Source organism: Paenibacillus sp. FSL R7-0128 (assembly GCF_038002245.1).
GTDB classification, from domain to species: Bacteria; Bacillota; Bacilli; order Paenibacillales; family Paenibacillaceae; genus Paenibacillus_AQ; species Paenibacillus_AQ silagei.
This window is the reverse complement of sequence record NZ_JBBOCD010000001.1, coordinates 7,576,306-7,591,923: the sequence shown is the minus strand read 5'-3', so window position 1 is coordinate 7,591,923 and position 15,618 is coordinate 7,576,306. Positions and strand designations below refer to the sequence as shown.

General features: G+C 52.7%; 16 protein-coding genes. 12 read left to right on the top strand and 4 right to left on the bottom strand.

The window, feature by feature from the left end:
- Nucleotides 1-63 precede the first annotated feature (63 nt).
- A complete protein-coding gene (locus NST26_RS32560; protein WP_340957056.1) occupies nt 64-576 on the top strand; it encodes an SMI1/KNR4 family protein in 513 nt (170 codons plus the stop codon).
- Between the two features lie 418 nt (nt 577-994).
- Here NST26_RS32560 and NST26_RS32555 read toward each other — a convergent pair whose 3' ends face one another.
- Both NST26_RS32555 and NST26_RS32550 read right to left on the bottom strand, forming a co-directional pair.
- Entirely contained in the window at nt 995-1,252 is a 258-nt protein-coding gene (locus NST26_RS32555) for a helix-turn-helix domain-containing protein (protein WP_340980721.1), read from the bottom strand.
- Nucleotides 1,253-1,276: 24 nt separating this feature from the next.
- Complete coding sequence (locus NST26_RS32550) at nt 1,277-2,131, bottom strand: LysR family transcriptional regulator (RefSeq protein ID WP_340957060.1); 855 nt, start codon at nt 2,129-2,131, stop codon at nt 1,277-1,279.
- 139 nt (nt 2,132-2,270) lie between these two features.
- Between NST26_RS32550 and NST26_RS32545 the strand changes: the two genes are divergently transcribed.
- Together NST26_RS32545 and NST26_RS32540 are read left to right on the top strand one after the other, a co-directional pair.
- Nucleotides 2,271-3,113: a hypothetical protein gene (locus NST26_RS32545; protein WP_036722951.1), complete on the top strand. Its 843-nt coding sequence runs from the start codon at nt 2,271-2,273 to the stop codon at nt 3,111-3,113.
- Between the two features lie 25 nt (nt 3,114-3,138).
- Nucleotides 3,139-4,305 (top strand): DUF7832 domain-containing protein, encoded by a 1,167-nt coding sequence (locus tag NST26_RS32540; RefSeq protein WP_340957063.1) that lies wholly within the window; start codon nt 3,139-3,141, stop codon nt 4,303-4,305.
- Nucleotides 4,306-4,329: 24 nt separating this feature from the next.
- Here the strand turns inward: NST26_RS32540 and NST26_RS32535 are convergent, their stop codons facing one another.
- Nucleotides 4,330-4,605: a hypothetical protein gene (locus NST26_RS32535; RefSeq protein WP_340957066.1), complete on the bottom strand. Its 276-nt coding sequence runs from the start codon at nt 4,603-4,605 to the stop codon at nt 4,330-4,332.
- A 97-nt stretch (nt 4,606-4,702) separates the two neighbouring features.
- Complete coding sequence (locus NST26_RS32530; RefSeq protein ID WP_340957069.1) at nt 4,703-5,701, bottom strand: PocR ligand-binding domain-containing protein; 999 nt, start codon at nt 5,699-5,701, stop codon at nt 4,703-4,705.
- Nucleotides 5,702-5,872: 171 nt separating this feature from the next.
- Here NST26_RS32530 and NST26_RS32525 point away from each other — a divergent pair, with 171 nt between their 5' ends.
- The 9 genes from NST26_RS32525 to NST26_RS32485 all read left to right on the top strand — a co-directional run bounded on the left by NST26_RS32525 (nt 5,873) and on the right by NST26_RS32485 (nt 15,562).
- The gene (locus NST26_RS32525; protein WP_340957071.1) at nt 5,873-7,015 is read left to right on the top strand and encodes a glycerol dehydrogenase; all 1,143 of its coding nucleotides are present in this window, start codon (nt 5,873-5,875) and stop codon (nt 7,013-7,015) included.
- Complete coding sequence (dhaK, locus tag NST26_RS32520; RefSeq protein ID WP_340957073.1) at nt 7,012-8,772, top strand: dihydroxyacetone kinase subunit DhaK; 1,761 nt, start codon at nt 7,012-7,014, stop codon at nt 8,770-8,772. The genes NST26_RS32525 and dhaK overlap by 4 nt, the downstream gene beginning before the upstream one ends.
- Nucleotides 8,773-8,934: 162 nt before the next feature.
- On the top strand, nt 8,935-10,266 hold the full coding sequence (locus tag NST26_RS32515) for an SMI1/KNR4 family protein (RefSeq protein WP_339312150.1): 1,332 nt from the start codon (nt 8,935-8,937) through the stop codon (nt 10,264-10,266).
- A gap of 54 nt (nt 10,267-10,320) precedes the next feature.
- Nucleotides 10,321-11,865: a class I adenylate-forming enzyme family protein gene (locus tag NST26_RS32510; protein WP_340957076.1), complete on the top strand. Its 1,545-nt coding sequence runs from the start codon at nt 10,321-10,323 to the stop codon at nt 11,863-11,865.
- Between the two features lie 12 nt (nt 11,866-11,877).
- Complete coding sequence (locus tag NST26_RS32505; RefSeq protein WP_340957079.1) at nt 11,878-12,774, top strand: NAD-dependent epimerase/dehydratase family protein; 897 nt, start codon at nt 11,878-11,880, stop codon at nt 12,772-12,774.
- Complete coding sequence (locus NST26_RS32500; protein ID WP_340957081.1) at nt 12,767-13,744, top strand: phosphotransferase; 978 nt, start codon at nt 12,767-12,769, stop codon at nt 13,742-13,744. Before NST26_RS32505 ends, NST26_RS32500 begins: the two co-directional genes overlap by 8 nt.
- Before the next feature lie 27 nt (nt 13,745-13,771).
- Nucleotides 13,772-14,323: a GNAT family N-acetyltransferase gene (locus NST26_RS32495; RefSeq protein WP_340957083.1), complete on the top strand. Its 552-nt coding sequence runs from the start codon at nt 13,772-13,774 to the stop codon at nt 14,321-14,323.
- Between the two features lie 126 nt (nt 14,324-14,449).
- A complete protein-coding gene (locus NST26_RS32490) occupies nt 14,450-14,851 on the top strand; it encodes a collagen-like protein (RefSeq protein WP_339312143.1) in 402 nt (133 codons plus the stop codon).
- A 441-nt stretch (nt 14,852-15,292) separates the two neighbouring features.
- A complete protein-coding gene (locus tag NST26_RS32485; RefSeq protein WP_036722938.1) occupies nt 15,293-15,562 on the top strand; it encodes a hypothetical protein in 270 nt (89 codons plus the stop codon).
- Nucleotides 15,563-15,618: the final 56 nt, after the last annotated feature.

The window sequence follows — 15,618 nt, the reverse complement described above, 5'->3', positions numbered from 1 at the left end:
CTGCGGAAATGGTATATTAGTGTGGTAGTTTCCATTTCTTAAGCAGATGGGCGGGTGTATCTTTTGGACACGAATAGTGGAAAAGGAAAAGCTCTTATCAGGGAATTTATGACTTGGGCGGAGGAGCAGGGCTGGGAGATAAAGAGGAAATCCGGTTCTCAGCTACATTTAGATAGCGGGATTACTTCCCGATATCAAGGACTACCCGATGAGTATTTAGAATTTCTAAAGATAGTTGAGACCTGCGTTGCACCGGATGAGCAAACCTGGTTTATATGTGAAGCAGAATTCAATCATAGCGCGGAAACCGAATTCCGGTGGAATGAATTTGAAATGCTTAGTGTGGAGGCGGCAGCAGGTGATCCAGCTTGGGAGTCCGAGATCATAGCCTGGTGGGATCATCACTTGCCAATCGTAATGTCTGTGGGGGACGGATATTCCTTCTACGCCATTGACTTAACGATAGACAGCGGGGCTATTGTCCGTGGAGCTGAGCCTGAATTTGAAGAGGTTGAGAAGGTAGCCGATTCGTTCGGGGAATTCCTGGCCTGGATGATGTCGGATTCGAGTAGATAGATTGTAAGATGCGAGAAGATCAGAACCTGAGAGAATAGGTTCTGATCTTTTTTATTGATTAGGAGATTATGACTTTCGTCCGATGTGGATAAGTTGTGCATAAAGTTGGGGGTAAGTGTCTTGGAGCATCGGCAGGATGACTATATTCTGGTTCAGTAATAGGAATGACTTCCTGATTTCACCGAACAGCCGGATATGGTCGAAAAACCGATCACATTCGGTGCGGCGGAGGCGTGTGGGCCGGATGTGGTCGAAAAACCGATCACATTCGGTGCGGCAGAGGCGTGTGGGCTGGATATGGTCGAAAAACCGATCACATTCGGTGCGGCAGAGGCGTGTGGGCCGGATATGGTCGAAAAACCGATCACAATGGGGATGCCGCAGGCATTTTATGCTTGGATAGAGCTAGAGAGTTGTTTCATTCCTGCTCCCGGTCTCTGTCATACTCAAGTTCAATCAATTTAATGAAGAAGGAGGGAGTAATCTTTAAACCTCTGCAAAGCTCAAATATTTTGGTGATGGATGGCTCGTTGCGGCCGACTTCGATCATAGAGATATAGGAACGATCTACGTTACATTTGTGAGCAAGGTCCTCTTGGCTCAAGCCTTGTTTGATTCGTATCGCTTTAACGGTTTTTCCGATAATTTGTTTAAGTGTGTTGGGTGTATCGTTCAAGGAAAATACTCCTTTTATCATTATCTATCTCTGCCCCACCATCTCCAAAAACCTGGACATTGCACTGGAAAGCACGGAGTTGCGGCGGTATATTAACCATACCTCTAGCTTCCGGTATTCTTCGGGGAGGCGGTGGGAGATAATTCGTCCGGCCTCTTCTGCCTTGCGGATCGAGGACTTAGGCAGCAGCGATACGCCGAGTCCGGCAGATACTCCGTGTAGTATCATTTCCAGCGTGCCGAATTCCCGGATTTGAACCGAGTGCATGCCGCTCTCGCTCAGGAAGCGCTCCGCTTTGACCCGGTGCGTGCAGCCAACGTCGAAGAACAGCATGGGCTTGTGCAGCAACTCATGCAACTCAGTTGTCCCCGGTTCAGCAATGAGCACCAGTTCCTCCTCGTAAGCCGCAACATGCCCGATATCCGGCTGGTCTATGGGTCCATAGACGAAGGCGCCATCCAGTTTGTAATCTAGCAACTTGTGCAGAAGATCATGCGTTTCGCCTGTGATGAGAGACAGATGGACATCGGGGTAGCGGGAATGGTAATCGGCGATCATCGTCGTCAGATGAATAACCGCTGTCGTCTCAATGGAGCCAATCCGCAGCGGGCCGGCCGGGTGCTCAGAGTATTGTGTTGATTGGACAGCCTCGTCCATTAGCATCAGTATGGCATTCGCGTATTCCAGCAGGTTCTCACCCGCAGGCGTTAGCTTCATTCCCCGGTTGGACCGGTGGAACAGCGGGACCTTCAGCTCGGCCTCCAGGAACTGAATCCGGCTGGTCACATTGGACTGAACATAGTTCAAGGCTTGCGCAGCCTTCGTAATCGTACCCTCACGGGCAACAGCCTGAAAAATCCTCAAATCTCCACTTTCCATTGCGGTGTCACCTTCTGTATATCATAATCTATGGTAGTACCTTCCGATGCTGATCATTGTACTGAATTCCATCCTTGATGACAAATCCGGCACCCGTAAGGGCCGCCTGGATTAACGATCTTTTACAGGGAGTGAGCAGATGGAGCACAGCAAATTAATAAATGCGTTCAACAAAGAGATTCGTACCCTCCAGAAGAGAACCGTATCCGAAGATGAACTCAGAGAATGGTATACGTTAATTAAGGAAAGTATCCAGGACGATATCAAAGACGGATACAAAGAGACCATCGCCAGAAACCTGACGCTTGGAATTGGTGTACATGGCGGAGATTATCCGAAAAGCCTGATTCTGAACGGGGAACAGGAAGGATGGAAGTATGTTACCCGGTTTCTGTATTGGGAGAAGCATATTCTGCGGAGGCTGTTCAAATATAAAGAGGTCTCTTCAAGAACGATAGGCAGTATTATAGGGCTGGCCTTGCTATGGGATATGAAGGAGCTGGCACAATTGGCCAGGGATTATTTCCAGATGATTTTTGAAGAGGATGCGCAGCGCTATACCCGCAACGAGACACATCATTTGTTCATGGCGTTGTTACATGACTTATTCGTCACGGAGCAGATCAATCAGAAGCTGTATTCGGTGCTGCCGGAGCAGCATGTGTACCGGAGAGTTCTCGACCATTGCTACACCACCGATGAAGAGCTGCTGAGCAGCCTGATGAGTGAAATCAGCGATTACCATATCCACAGCTCACTGGATCTTCCCCATAAATTCGCAGAAATTCTATGCTTGAATTACATCCCTTATGAAATCCGGCTCATCCAAAATATGAGACAGGCCGAGGGACTCAATAACGTTTCAGTAGACCATCCACTGCTAACCACCCCGCTTGCTCAGATTCCAGAAAGCAAAGTAGAGTGGGATTTAGCGGGTGATGAAGTGTATCAATTTTTATTAAAAAGGGAAGCCGGGAGCTAGAGCTGCTGGCCGAAAGGAGACCCGTATGGCATATGACCGGATCGATTGGCATTCCGGGGGAGATTATCCTGCAGATCTGCCGGAAGAGAATGGCGGGATTCATATCGGCATGTTCCTGGCCTGGGCCTTGGGCCGCGGTATGGCGGGGGGAATACACCTTGAGGAGTCGGCGGAGGCGCTGAAGCGGCTGAAACGCCGTGAGCTTACAGGGCTGGAATACCTGCTGGAGTACTGTGACGGGAAGTTCTGGGATGAGGATCTGGACGAGCGCGGCAATGCCTTCGCCGCCGATTATTATGACGGTCAATCGGCGTTCGCCACACAGTATGGAAGCTATCTCAGTGATTACTGTGAGGTGTTCAACCGCCTGGCGGCTGAACAAGGCCGTGAATATCCAAGCATCTATTATGTAGAGAACAGCTGGGAGAATTACGACCGCCTGAAGCCCATGCTGGATGACCGTTTTGCCCAGTGGGAGGTCTGGTCTGAAGGCCCTTCTAACCGTAAGCTTGATCCCAAAGCTCAATTCCTTCAGGCCTGCCAGCAGACCGGGCAGCAGTTCATCCAGGCAGAGGGCTTCAAATCCAATAAGGCGGGTACGGTATGGAAAAAAACAGCGGCTGACAAAGATACCGTATTCGAGCTCTCTTTCCAACCGCAGTCTTACAACACCCGCACCGATGTACGGATGACCGTGAACCTGCGGATTGCCAGCAAGTCCGTCAAAAAATGGCTTGCCGGACAAACCGGCAGAGGGGACGATACCGTTCTGTTCGGCTCGCTGCGCAGGCCGCAGAAATCGTCAAGCGCTATCGTCTGGCAGGTCGCCCCCTCACAACTGGATTCCTCCCGGCAGGAGATAGGTCAGCTGATTGGGGAACGTGTCCTGCCGCTGTTCGAGCTGTTCGCAGACCGTCCCCGCGCACTGGAGCAGCTTGCCGCCTGCGGCGCAGGATTCCCCGGCATCTGCGATGCTGAATCCAGTCCGCTGGCCTATCTGCTGTGCTTCGGCACACAAGAGCAGGCGCAGCGCTTCTTTACGATTTATTTCAACAGCCGGCCGTCGCCTTGGCGCCGGAATATTCATCAGACCTACAAGCGGCTGCAGGAGGGAGAATCCTGGGACTATTCCGCTTATGTCCGTGAGAATGATGTCAAACTGGCGTTCAAGAACGGCCTGGTTATCCCTTGATGCTATAGACAGGCCGCAGGGATGTTACCACACCCCGAAGCCCGGATCATACTCCCGGATGGCCGAATAAATCGCCTCCACTATACGGGGAAGGTCTTCTTCCGGGTAGCCATAGTCCTCGGGCATGGCCTGCGGGTGAACAATAGCAGATACGCTGCCGGGGTACAGCTCAATCTTATGCTTTTCCATCCCAATCTCGAAAGAATCCTTGAATGTCAACCCGTCATGGGCCAGAAAAAAGTACAGGTCGTGTATATCATCCTCTTCAACGATGAGCACACCTTGTTCGTTCAGCTTCATGCGGCTAACCCCCTGCTCGAATAGTGTTGTATCTATTATACCGGATCGGGCGGAGGCTGAGAATGAATTCAAGCCAGCTATCCCATTCATCTTCCCCTCAATGTCTGTCCTTAAGTGCAGCACGGTAGGACAGGGGAGTTGCCGACTCGTATTTCTTGAAGATCTTAATGAAATAACCGGCATCGCAAAAATTCAAGTGATTGCTGATCTCGTTGACTGACCAATCCGTTGTTGCCAGCAGCTCCTTCGCCCACCCGATCTTCATGCGCGCAACATATAGGGAGAAATGCTCGCCCATCTCCCTGGTGAACAAGCGGCTGAAGTAGCTAGGGCTGATATGGCATAGCTGCGCCAGCGATTTCAGCGAGAAATTCTCCTCCCGGTGGCTTAGCATATAGTCCAAAGCAGGCTGTAGCGTAGGACTTATGCATTCCGTCTTGTATGCGCTTCCCGAAAAGACCGGAGTCTTGGGAGCCGAAGGCGGCTCTACAGGCAGAGGCGGCAGTTCAAGCTGGAGCTTGGACTCCTGCAGGTTCAAAGCCTCATGCTGCCGGTTCCTCTCCAGCAGCTCATGCTTCAGGATCGATTCCTTGACCACATAGTTGCACAAATGATAGAGCATATCGGCGGTGGCTACGACCTCCTCATACGTCATGACGGGCAGCAGCTCGTACTTGCGGGCCCGATCCTCCGTCATGGCGTCCTGGTGCGGACGGGACACAATCTGCTCCAGATTCGGACCGCTTCCCTCCGCCAGCCGGATCTGTCCGGCCATCAGCGCACCGATGTACTGATTATCGACAATGATAGGGATAGCAATGTCGAGAATATCGAAGTGGCAGCGGTAGATATAGGGCCGGCTCAGCCGCACAGCCTCCAGACCTCCGCGCGCGTCACATTTTTGACAATAGGCTGAGAATTCCTTGTCGCTGCGCACGGTCTGGCAGAAGGCCTGACAGCGGCTATGTGCCGTAACCGGCACGCCTTTATAATCGACCATAATGATGGCCATGCGTGTCACCAGGGACAACGATTCCTGAAGCTTGCCCCATTCATCCATATCAATGATATATTTCAAATCGAATTTGGATTGCATTCGGCTCACCCCTTCCATCTACAGTGACAATGAGAACAAGATAATTATAATTCAGATGCTGACAACATAATAATACTATTTTGCAGCATATTAATTCGTTTGCTTTGTCCCATGCGCCCCGCTATCCACTTGTCTATAATGGGGACATACGACTCGAGGAGGAATGAAAGAATGAGAAGAACCTTTATCAGCCCGGCTAAATACACACAAGGTGAGGATGAGCTGCTTCAATTGGGATACTTCGTCAGTACTTTCGGCACATCGGCTCTGCTGATTGCGCACCCGGATGATGTGAAGCGTGTGCAGGCCAAGCTCGATGCCACCAGCAGTCAATTCGGCATTACCCTCGTGAAGGGGGATTTCCAGGGCGAATGCTCCAGGCAGGAGATTTCCAGACTACAGGAGCTGGCCCGTGAGCACAAGTGTGCTTGTACAATCGGTCTTGGCGGAGGCAAAGCGATCGACACGGCCAAATGTGTGGCAGAAGGCGATGCGCTGATTATCGTTCCTACCATTGCGGCCACCGATGCACCCACCAGCCATTCCGCTGTGATTTACACTTCTGAAGGCGCTTTCGAGGATTATGCTTACTTCAAAGCCAGTCCTTCGGTGGTGCTGATTGATACGACTGTTATTGCGCAGGCTCCTACCCGCTTCCTGGTATCCGGGATGGGCGATGCCCTCTCCACCTACTTCGAGGCCAGAGCTACTGCGGCATCCTATTCCAATGTCAATGCGGGGCTTCCTTGCGGAGTGCATGCAGGCGTGATTACGGAGGCCAAAGGCACCAAAGCCGCGCTGGCCCTTGCCCGCTTATGCTACGATACACTGCTCGAGGATGGCGTCTTAGCCAAGCTGGCTTGCGATCAGAACGTGGTGACACCGGCGCTGGAGAATATTATCGAAACGAACATCCTGCTGTCGGGACTTGGCTTCGAGAGCAGCGGTCTGGCTGCCGCACATGCCATCCATAACGGCCTGACGGCGCTTGAAGGCACCCATCATTATTACCATGGCGAGAAGGTGGCCTTCAGCACAATTGCACAGCTCGTTCTGGAGAACGCGCAGCAGGCAGAGATCGATCAGGTGTTGTCCTTCTGCCACGCTGTGGGCCTTCCCGTATGCCTGGCCGATATTGGTGTCGCTTCTATCTCCCATGAGGAGCTGCTGGAAGTGGCCCGCAAGGCGTGTATCCCGGAAGAGTCGATTCATTCCATGCCGTTCCCGGTTACCGCTGAAGCGGTTGCCGCTGCCATTGCTGTCGCTGACAAGCTGGGCGAAGCCTTCAAGAAGAGTAAGGAGCAGCGCGTATGAAAAAGATAATCAACGATCCGGCCAATCTCGTCCGTGAGATGTGCAGTGGACTGGTGATGGCTCATCCGCAGCTGACATTCGACAGCAAATACAAAATTGTCTCCAGGTCTGCGCCGAATCCTGACAAGGTAACGCTGATCAGCGGCGGGGGCAGCGGCCATGAGCCGGCGCATGCCGGGCTGGTCGGACCGGGAATGCTGGATGCCGCAGTCTGCGGGGATGTCTTCGCCTCCCCGTCACAGATTCAGGTCTACCAGGCGATCCGCAACCATACCGGCCATAAGGGCGCTCTGCTGATCATCAAGAATTACAGCGGCGATATGATGAACTTCCAGAATGCGGCTTATCTGGCGGCTGAGGACGGCCTCGCTGTGGACTATGTCAAGGTTGATGATGATATTGCAGTAGAAGACAGCCTGTATACGGTGGGACGCCGAGGGGTTGCTGGCACGATTCTGGTGCATAAGGTTGCAGGGGCGGCTGCTGAGGCCGGACTGCCGCTGGCCGAGGTGAAGCAGGCCGCGCAGCATGCGGCAGAGCATGTGCGCAGTCTTGGTTTTGCTTTTACCTCCTGTACCGTTCCTGCCAAGGGTACACCTACCTTCCAGCTTCAGGAGGATGAGATGGAGTATGGGGTCGGCATTCATGGTGAACCGGGCATCCGCAGAGAAAAGCTGCTGACCGCCGATGAGCTGGCGGAACGTATGATCTCTGCCCTGCTGGCCAGTCTGAACCTGGATCAGCCGGACGGCGGAGAGGTAGTGGTGCTCGTCAACGGCTTCGGCGCAACGCCTCTGCAGGAGCTGTACCTGCTCAATCACTCTGTGATCCGTAGTCTGGGAGAACGGGGTATCATCATCCGCCAATCTCTTGTAGGCAACTATATGACCAGCATAGATATGGCCGGCGCTTCCATCAGCCTGATGAAGCTGGATGATGAACTGCGCAGATGGCTTGCTGAGCCTTGCGATACTCCGGCGCTCCGGTTAACGGGTGAGCTTGCGCCGGTGCAATACGTCAGCCCACTTCCACAGCAGGAGGCTCAGGCTGAGGTGAGCCTGACGGCCGAGACCGATCCGGGCTTCGCTGTCCTCCGTGACGAACGGCTGCGGCTTACGAACATCATCTATCTGGTGGATAAGATGAGCGAGATTATTATCGCGAATGAGGCTCCCTTCTGTGAGCTGGATGCTCATGCGGGTGATGGAGACTTCGGGATGAGTGTCGCCAAGGGCTTCAAGCAATTGAAGCGGGAATGGAAGGAGCTTGTGCAGGATCACGCTACGGATATCGGAAGCTTCCTTCAGGCCTGCTCCCTGATCATTATGGAGCATTGCGGCGGAGCTTCTGGTCCAATCTGGGGCTCGGCCTTCCGCTCAGCAGGCAAATATGCTACAGGCCGGACCTCGCTGAATACGCTGGAGATGGCCGGGATGCTGGACGCGGCGGCTCAGGGCATCCAGGCTACCGGTGAACGCTCCTTCGGACGGGGAGCAGTCGTGGGTGATAAGACGCTGATCGATGCGCTGATTCCTTGTGCCGAAGCCTGGAAGAGCAGCTCGCAGCAGCAGCTGTCCTTGAAGGAGGCCTTCGCCAGGGGGGCTGAAGCCGCTGTCACGGGGGCGGAGCGTACGAAATCCATCGTTGCGCGGATGGGCCGGGCCGGGACAGTAGGTGAGCGCAGCATCGGCCACCCGGATGCGGGCGCATTTGCCCTGGGGGTTATTTTCACAGAGCTGTCTAACGCTGTCCAATAAGTGTTGCCTGGGTATAAGCCCGCCTGTCACTTCATCGTGACGGCGGGCTTATTTGTTGTGGAAGTAAACGAGGAGCCTGGGATATATGCTTGGTGTGATATGATGGAAGACAATCGGCCAGGCCATTATGTGACATTCTTTGAATATGCAGGAGGGATCATCATGGAATTAGAGAAGCAGGCTGATCAGCTTGAGCGGATCAGGACGAAGCTGGAGCAGGCCCTGCGCAAGGATGCGGAGTTCGCGGAATTTGGGGCTTCATCGCATCGATATAAGCTGAAAGAGAAGCTTACAGCAGGCGAGCTGGCGGACTGGGAGGCACAATATGGGATCAGGCTTCCTGAACCGTTCGCCCGGTTCTTGACAGAGATCGGGAACGGCGGGGCCGGACCGTATTACGGGATCTATCCGCTTGCACAGGCCACCTCCTATACCGAGCTTCCGGCACTCCAGGGCCGGGCGGCGCTTCATCCCGGAATGACCGCAGAGGAATGGAATCTATTGACGGAGCCTCTGACGGGGGAGCGGGACATCTCGGATGAAGAGTACGAGGAAGCGAGAAACAAGGCGCTTGGCGGAATGCTGTGTATCGGCACCCAGGGCTGCGAATATGAGATGTATCTCGTGCTGGAAGGGGAGCACCGGGGGAGGATTGTGTATACCTCGGAATTTTTCCCTGACCGCCCGTTCTTCTTCGTCTATGAAGATAACTTCCTGGACTGGTACGAGCGCTGGCTGGATGAGATTATTCTGGATTATGACAACGCATGGTTTGGCAGCCGGCTGCCGGGTGACGAGAATACGCTTATTCAGCTGTATCGGAACACTCCTGACGGGAAGCTGCAGGCCAAGGCGCTGGAGGCCATGTTCAAGTTCAAGCGAATCGCCCCGTCGACCCTGGAATTCCTGAAGCATGTGACGGAGCATAGCCCCCGGGATTCCAAAACAGCCATCTCGCTGCTCTGCAAAACGTCCTTTGCGGCGGGCAGGCCCTATCTGCAGAAGCTGCTACAGTCGGATGACGCTGAGGGAGCGCTCCGCGCCTTAACAATTCTGCATACTTACGGCAAGAATGAGGACCGGACCGAATTCATTCCGCTGATCCGGCAGAGGCTTGAGAGGCTTGAAGGGATTAATGATGCGGAAACTCTGCGTTATGCCGGTTATATTCTAAAAGACTGCGATGCTGTGAACCTCCGCGATTTCGCACCCTTCCTGTGCCATACCAGCCTGGTTATGCAGACGGCTGCGATCTATGCCGTGAGAGACTGCGGGAATAAGCAGGAGAGCTGGCAGATCATTGAGCAGATGTTCCGTACCGGAGGTACAGAGGTACTGCGCAGCTCCATTTCACATTGGGACGTTATTCCACATGAGAAGCTTCTGCCTTACTATAAGGCGATATGGCCCGAATACAAAGGAAATCCTAATTTCAGGGAGAAATTCACCGCTTGCTTGCGGGAGCTGCACCTGCCGGATGATTATTTGGGCTGAGCGGATGGGGCGGATCAGCAAATAGCAGGATAAACACTCTTGGAGGGTATACGTATGCTTCTTTCAGAAATATTGCCTCATGTGGCCCGGTTACAGCCCGATCACTATGCTACAAAGTACAGAAATGAGTATCTGACCTATCAACAATTACTGCATCAGGTGAGCTGTGTGGCGGGAGGTCTGAAGGACTTGGGAATAGGACCCGGTGAACGGGTGGCGCTTGCAGGTGATCCTTGTCCATATCTTGTGATTGCAGAATGTGCCGTAATTGCTATAGGTGCCATTCCAGTTACAATCTTTCCAGGTCTGGCCTCTAGAGAGATGAATCAGATCCTTGATGATGCTGCCCCAACAGCTATCGTGTATGATGCGGAGCATCCGAGAATTGCCTCTTCCCTTTCGGCGTCCAATATAGCTTTTGCCATCACGTTCAAGCCTGTCAACGGCGGCCTGTCCTTAGAAGATTTAATCGCGACTTCCTCTCCATTAACAGCATGGTACACAGCACAGCCGGATGATGTCGCTCTTATTATATATACCGGAGGTACGACGGGACGCTCTAAGGGTGTGATGCACTCTCATCGGGCGATCAGAAAGTGGGCTTTCATGAGCCCTGCAAGAGGCGGAGGGCATAATCCGGCCAAAAAATCGCTTGTTCCCAATCAAGCCCATCTTACCGGACAATTTATCCTTTGGACAACTCTTTTTGAAGGAGGCTGTCTCATTTATCCGGACTCCTATCCGCTGCAGGCTAACGAGGTTATAGATATTATTGAGCGTGAGCAAATCAGATTTCTGGGAACAGTCGGACTCCTATTTAGGGATATCACTGCTTTGGCAGGCGCCCGTTCCAGAGAAGTTGGAACTGTGGCAGGCATATCCTGCGGAGGTGCTCCGATCAGTGAGAAGACCTTGCAGCAAGCTCTGGAAGTATTCCCTAACGCGCAGATATCCGAGGTGTATTCACAGACAGAGAGCGGTCAATTTATCAGCTTTTTATTTGTACAAGAGTGCCTTGCAGAGGGGAAGCTGCATCGGCTGCAGTCGGTCGGGAATCCATCCCATATGGAGCGCTGGGGCCAGAAGCCTTTTGAGGTGCGTATAGTCAATGACTCAGGGCAAGAAGTAGAGCAAGGCGAGATTGGCGAAATCATATGCCGAAGTGAACAGATCATGCTTGGTTACTGGAATAATCCGGAAGAGACGGACAAAACCATCCGAAATGGATGGCTCCATACAGGGGATCTCGGCAGACTGGACGAAGACGGTTATTTATACATTGCGGACCGGAAGAAAGACATGATTATAGTAGGGGCTTCTAATGTCTACTGTGCTGAAGTGGAGCAGGCAATAAGCGTACATCCTTCTATTCTTGAGGCTGCTGTTATAGGAACGCCCTTGCCGGATGAAGGTGAAGAAGTCACTGCGGTAGTTGTACTTAAGCAGGGGCAGACACTTGCGCTAGAGAACTTGCAACAATTCTGCAGTCAATACATAGCGGAGTATAAGTTACCCACCCGCTTAGTGATTACTGAGTCACTTGCCAGAACATCTGTAGGCAAAATAGATAAGAAGGCGATAAAAGAAACTATGTACTAGAGGGGGATCTCAATGAGACTTCGAGATAAAGTCGTTCTCGTCACAGGCGTTACGGGCACGGCAGGAGATAAAATTTCCAGAAGGTGTATTAGCGAGGGAGCCGAGGTCAAGGGACTTATCCGAAATGCGGACCAGATTGCGCTATGTGAAGAGCTCGGCGTTACACCCGTCATCGGAGACTTGACAGATAGAGCTTTTATTGTGGAAGCGCTTCGGAATGTGGATATTATTATTCACGCTGCGGCGTATCTGGGGGAGGACCGGGCGATTGCCGAGGCGTCCAATGTTCAGGGGGTTCAGAGTCTGGTTGACGGTGCTGTATCTGCGGGAGTGGAACGCTTCGTGCATATTTCTACAGTATCGGTCTATGGTCATTTTGATGGAGAGGTGGAGCTGGATGAGGCTAGCAGCCTTGCCTTCGGCCACGGGGAGGTATACATTTCAACCAAATGTGAATCGGAACGGATTGTACAAGCTGCAAGGGCTAACGGTTTGACAAGTGTGATCCTGCGTCCTGGAGTGATCTGCTCCGAATCCAACTCGCACTGGGGCGACCGACTGATCACTAAGCTTGCTGATTCCGGGGAAGTGGACTGGATTCATCCGGAGGACTTAACGCCTTGGGTGCATGCGGACAACCTGGCTGAGATGTGTGTACTGGCAGCGACGCAGCCTGCGGCTGTGAACCAGTGCTATAACGCAATTGACGGAAATTATCCGGAAAAAGATTTTACGATGCGTATCGGGCTTGCCCTGAGCAAGAAGTTCATTATACCGGGCGGAGACCCCATAAGAACGGCGTATAGTTGCGACAAAATAAAAAACGAGCTCGGCTACAGTCCGGTCAAAACGTTCGAGGAGACCGTTGTCCGGCTGGAGCAGCAAGCTAGGGGAGAGCTAAATGTATAAAAAACCGACGGCCATGCGTTCCGTTCTAGATCCAAAGTATTTGGAATATTGCCTTAGTCCTCTGTACGACATTGGAGATTGGCGAGATTGCTTGTTCTGGTTACGCGGCTTGAACGATACTTACAGAATCCGTACCGGCAGAGGCACTTATATTCTTCGGATCTACCGCCAATCGATAGCTGAAAGTGATGTTGTCTATGAATTGTCCCTCCTGACTCAGCTGGAACACCAATTAAGCGCAGTAAATACAAAGGTTTCCGTTCCCCTCCCTCAAAAGAACAGCAGCTTATATACGGTCATCGATGCGCCGGAGGGCCCGAGAGTTGCCGTGATTTACAGCTATCTGACAGGCACTGAGAACGTGCTGCATGATGAGGAATCATGTGCTTCCTTCGGAAAATCCGCTGCTGAATTGCATGCTGCCATGGACAGGGTCTCCTTAGATTTGCCTAGACCGGATCTGGATACCCGCGCTCTGATCTCCCAGCCGCTGGACCGTATTGTGGATTATCTCGGTGAGGGACACCGCTCTGCTGCGTACCTGCGCGAGTTCGCCGGTGCATTAACGGAACGGATCAATACTGCTAGTCCGGGCCTGGACTGGGGCATCTGCCACGGAGATTTGCACGGGAATAACAATGCCTTCCAGGAAGGAGATACGTTCACGCATTATGATTTTGAATGGGCGGCACAAGGGTGGCGCGCCTACGACTTGGCCCAGGTCCGGCATAGAAAACGCCTGCCTCAGGAGAAGAAGGAACCGCTGTGGCAGGCGTTAATGTCGGGCTACCGCTCGGTCAGAGACTTCTCCGAACAAGATGAATCAGTAATTGATCTGTTTATGATTGCCCGCCGGTTGTGGGTGATGGGACTTGATGTCGAGTTCATCAGTGATAGCGGGGCGCTGGATTATACGGAAGACTGGCTCGAGGAGTTCATTGATGAGTTCCGCTCTTACGATATAGTCTGATGATCCATGAGGAGGAGGAAGACGGGGATGTACACCATCTTTAAGCATTGTCCGGTATTTAAAAATGAACAGATCACGCTGCGGCCGGTGCAAGAGGAGGATGTTGCAGGTCTGCTTAACTGTTACTCAGATCAGAAGGCGGTGCCCTTGTTCAACGCGGATAATTGCAACGGCGATACGTTCTACTATCCAACAGCGGAGCGGATGAAGCAGGCGCTTGATTTCTGGAAGTACAGCTATGACACAGAGCAGTTTGTCCGCATGACGATCATCTGGAATTCTACTAACGAGATCATCGGAAGTGTGGAGATGTTTAATCGCGGGGAGGCTCCCGGCTATGGGGTGCATGGCGTACTGCGCATAGATGTGATGAGTGCTTATGAGAAAAAAGAGGTCGTGAGTGCTGTCCTGGAGCTGGCGCACGATCATTTCTACCACGAGTTCGGTGTGGAATGGATCATGACTAAAGCCATCCACTCTGCGGTTGAGCGCCGGGCTGCACTATCTGGGCACGGATATATTGCGGTCAAGGATTTTGAGCTGCCGGATTATTATGGCCGGGTGAAAAAGGAGCTGTAACACCGATTGCCCTCCGCTAGGCGGGATGCTGTTAAAAGCCCATTGCACCTGGGCATCCGCCCAGGCATCTTCTCCGCGAATGCATATGATGATTATGCCTAATGAAACGAAAGAGGAGCGATAGATATGGGATTTATACCAGTGCCGGGAGGCGGCGGAGGATTTCCGGGGATACCGGGATTTCCGGGTGGACCAGGCTTGCCGGGAGGGCCGGGGATTCCAGGCGGAGGGCCCGGAGGATTTCCAGGGACGCCCGGGGGTGCGCCGGGAGGAGTAGCCGCACCGACGGCGCCACCGCCGCAATTCGTACCGCAAGCACCAGCGGTCACGGCTTATGCGGTTGACCCCGGGGGCATCAGAGGATGCCTGTTCCGCAACACTTATATCTGGCTGAATAATGGTGAGCAGTTCTGGTTCTACCCGGTATTCGTGGGCAGAAGTTCGGTCGCAGGCTTCAGATGGAATGGCTTCTTCTGGGGATACTACGGCGTTGATTTGAACCGGGTTAGCTCGTTCACCTGCTTCTAGTTGAATTCTGGAAGGAAGCCACCTTTAGCAAGTAAAGAACCCCATGGAGTAAAGGATGCATTCAGTTCGTAGCGAACCATGAGAGATAAATGTATTCGGTGCAACTAAAAACAGTGAAATGGAAGGCTTTCCTCTTCTAACTGTAGTTTGTACAACTACATTTGCCCGAATGGGCGAAAATCCAGGTATAGAGGCATTTTAATTGCACGAAATACAGCTAAACAGAGATTTGGCGACATATCCGGCGATTTAGTTGTACAGATTGCAATTAAGCCTCTCCCTTTACCTTAATCGCGGCGCGGTAAACCCTCAGCAAGCGATTAGTTAAAGTAATTTTCAAAAGCTGAACTTTGATGGGCTTCTAGCCTGGCGGCATCTCCCTGTTTGGCGTACCGTGACTTGGTTAAGTATAGATCAAGATCACGGACAGGGAGGTGTACTATGGACAACCTGTGGATGGCATTCGTCTACCCTGGCAGCTTCTTGAGTCTGCTGGGGATTGTATTACTCATTATTGGCTATCAACGGCGGCGCACGGGCAGGCGTACCCGTCTGGAAGGCGCGGTAGCCCAGCCCGGCCCGCCGGCACCTGGAGGCCCAGGCACCGCATCGTTTCAGCGGGAGGTACGGTATTCGCTGATGGGAGGCATTCTGCTGGGGCTGGGCTTGCTCCTATTTGCTGCATTGGGCGTTACCTCGCTGTTAGAATAGGACAAGCGTATTGAGCTGGAAACGGCTTAAGCGGGTAGCGGGCAGTACGATACACC

Excerpts from the sequence above, each read along its gene's own strand:
- NST26_RS32550 (WP_340957060.1), bottom strand. The coding sequence starts at position 2,131 with ATGGAAAGTGGAGATTTGAGGATTTTTCAGGCTGTTGCCCGTGAGGGT.
- NST26_RS32545 (WP_036722951.1), top strand. The coding sequence starts at position 2,271 with ATGGAGCACAGCAAATTAATAAATGCGTTCAACAAAGAGATTCGTACC.
- NST26_RS32540 (WP_340957063.1), top strand. The coding sequence starts at position 3,139 with ATGGCATATGACCGGATCGATTGGCATTCCGGGGGAGATTATCCTGCA.
- NST26_RS32535 (WP_340957066.1), bottom strand. The coding sequence starts at position 4,605 with ATGAAGCTGAACGAACAAGGTGTGCTCATCGTTGAAGAGGATGATATA.
- NST26_RS32530 (WP_340957069.1), bottom strand. The coding sequence starts at position 5,701 with ATGCAATCCAAATTCGATTTGAAATATATCATTGATATGGATGAATGG.
- NST26_RS32525 (WP_340957071.1), top strand. The coding sequence starts at position 5,873 with ATGAGAAGAACCTTTATCAGCCCGGCTAAATACACACAAGGTGAGGAT.
- dhaK (WP_340957073.1), top strand. The coding sequence starts at position 7,012 with ATGAAAAAGATAATCAACGATCCGGCCAATCTCGTCCGTGAGATGTGC.
- NST26_RS32515 (WP_339312150.1), top strand. The coding sequence starts at position 8,935 with ATGGAATTAGAGAAGCAGGCTGATCAGCTTGAGCGGATCAGGACGAAG.
- NST26_RS32510 (WP_340957076.1), top strand. The coding sequence starts at position 10,321 with ATGCTTCTTTCAGAAATATTGCCTCATGTGGCCCGGTTACAGCCCGAT.
- NST26_RS32505 (WP_340957079.1), top strand. The coding sequence starts at position 11,878 with ATGAGACTTCGAGATAAAGTCGTTCTCGTCACAGGCGTTACGGGCACG.
- NST26_RS32500 (WP_340957081.1), top strand. The coding sequence starts at position 12,767 with ATGTATAAAAAACCGACGGCCATGCGTTCCGTTCTAGATCCAAAGTAT.
- NST26_RS32495 (WP_340957083.1), top strand. The coding sequence starts at position 13,772 with ATGTACACCATCTTTAAGCATTGTCCGGTATTTAAAAATGAACAGATC.
- NST26_RS32490 (WP_339312143.1), top strand. The coding sequence starts at position 14,450 with ATGGGATTTATACCAGTGCCGGGAGGCGGCGGAGGATTTCCGGGGATA.
- NST26_RS32485 (WP_036722938.1), top strand. The coding sequence starts at position 15,293 with ATGGACAACCTGTGGATGGCATTCGTCTACCCTGGCAGCTTCTTGAGT.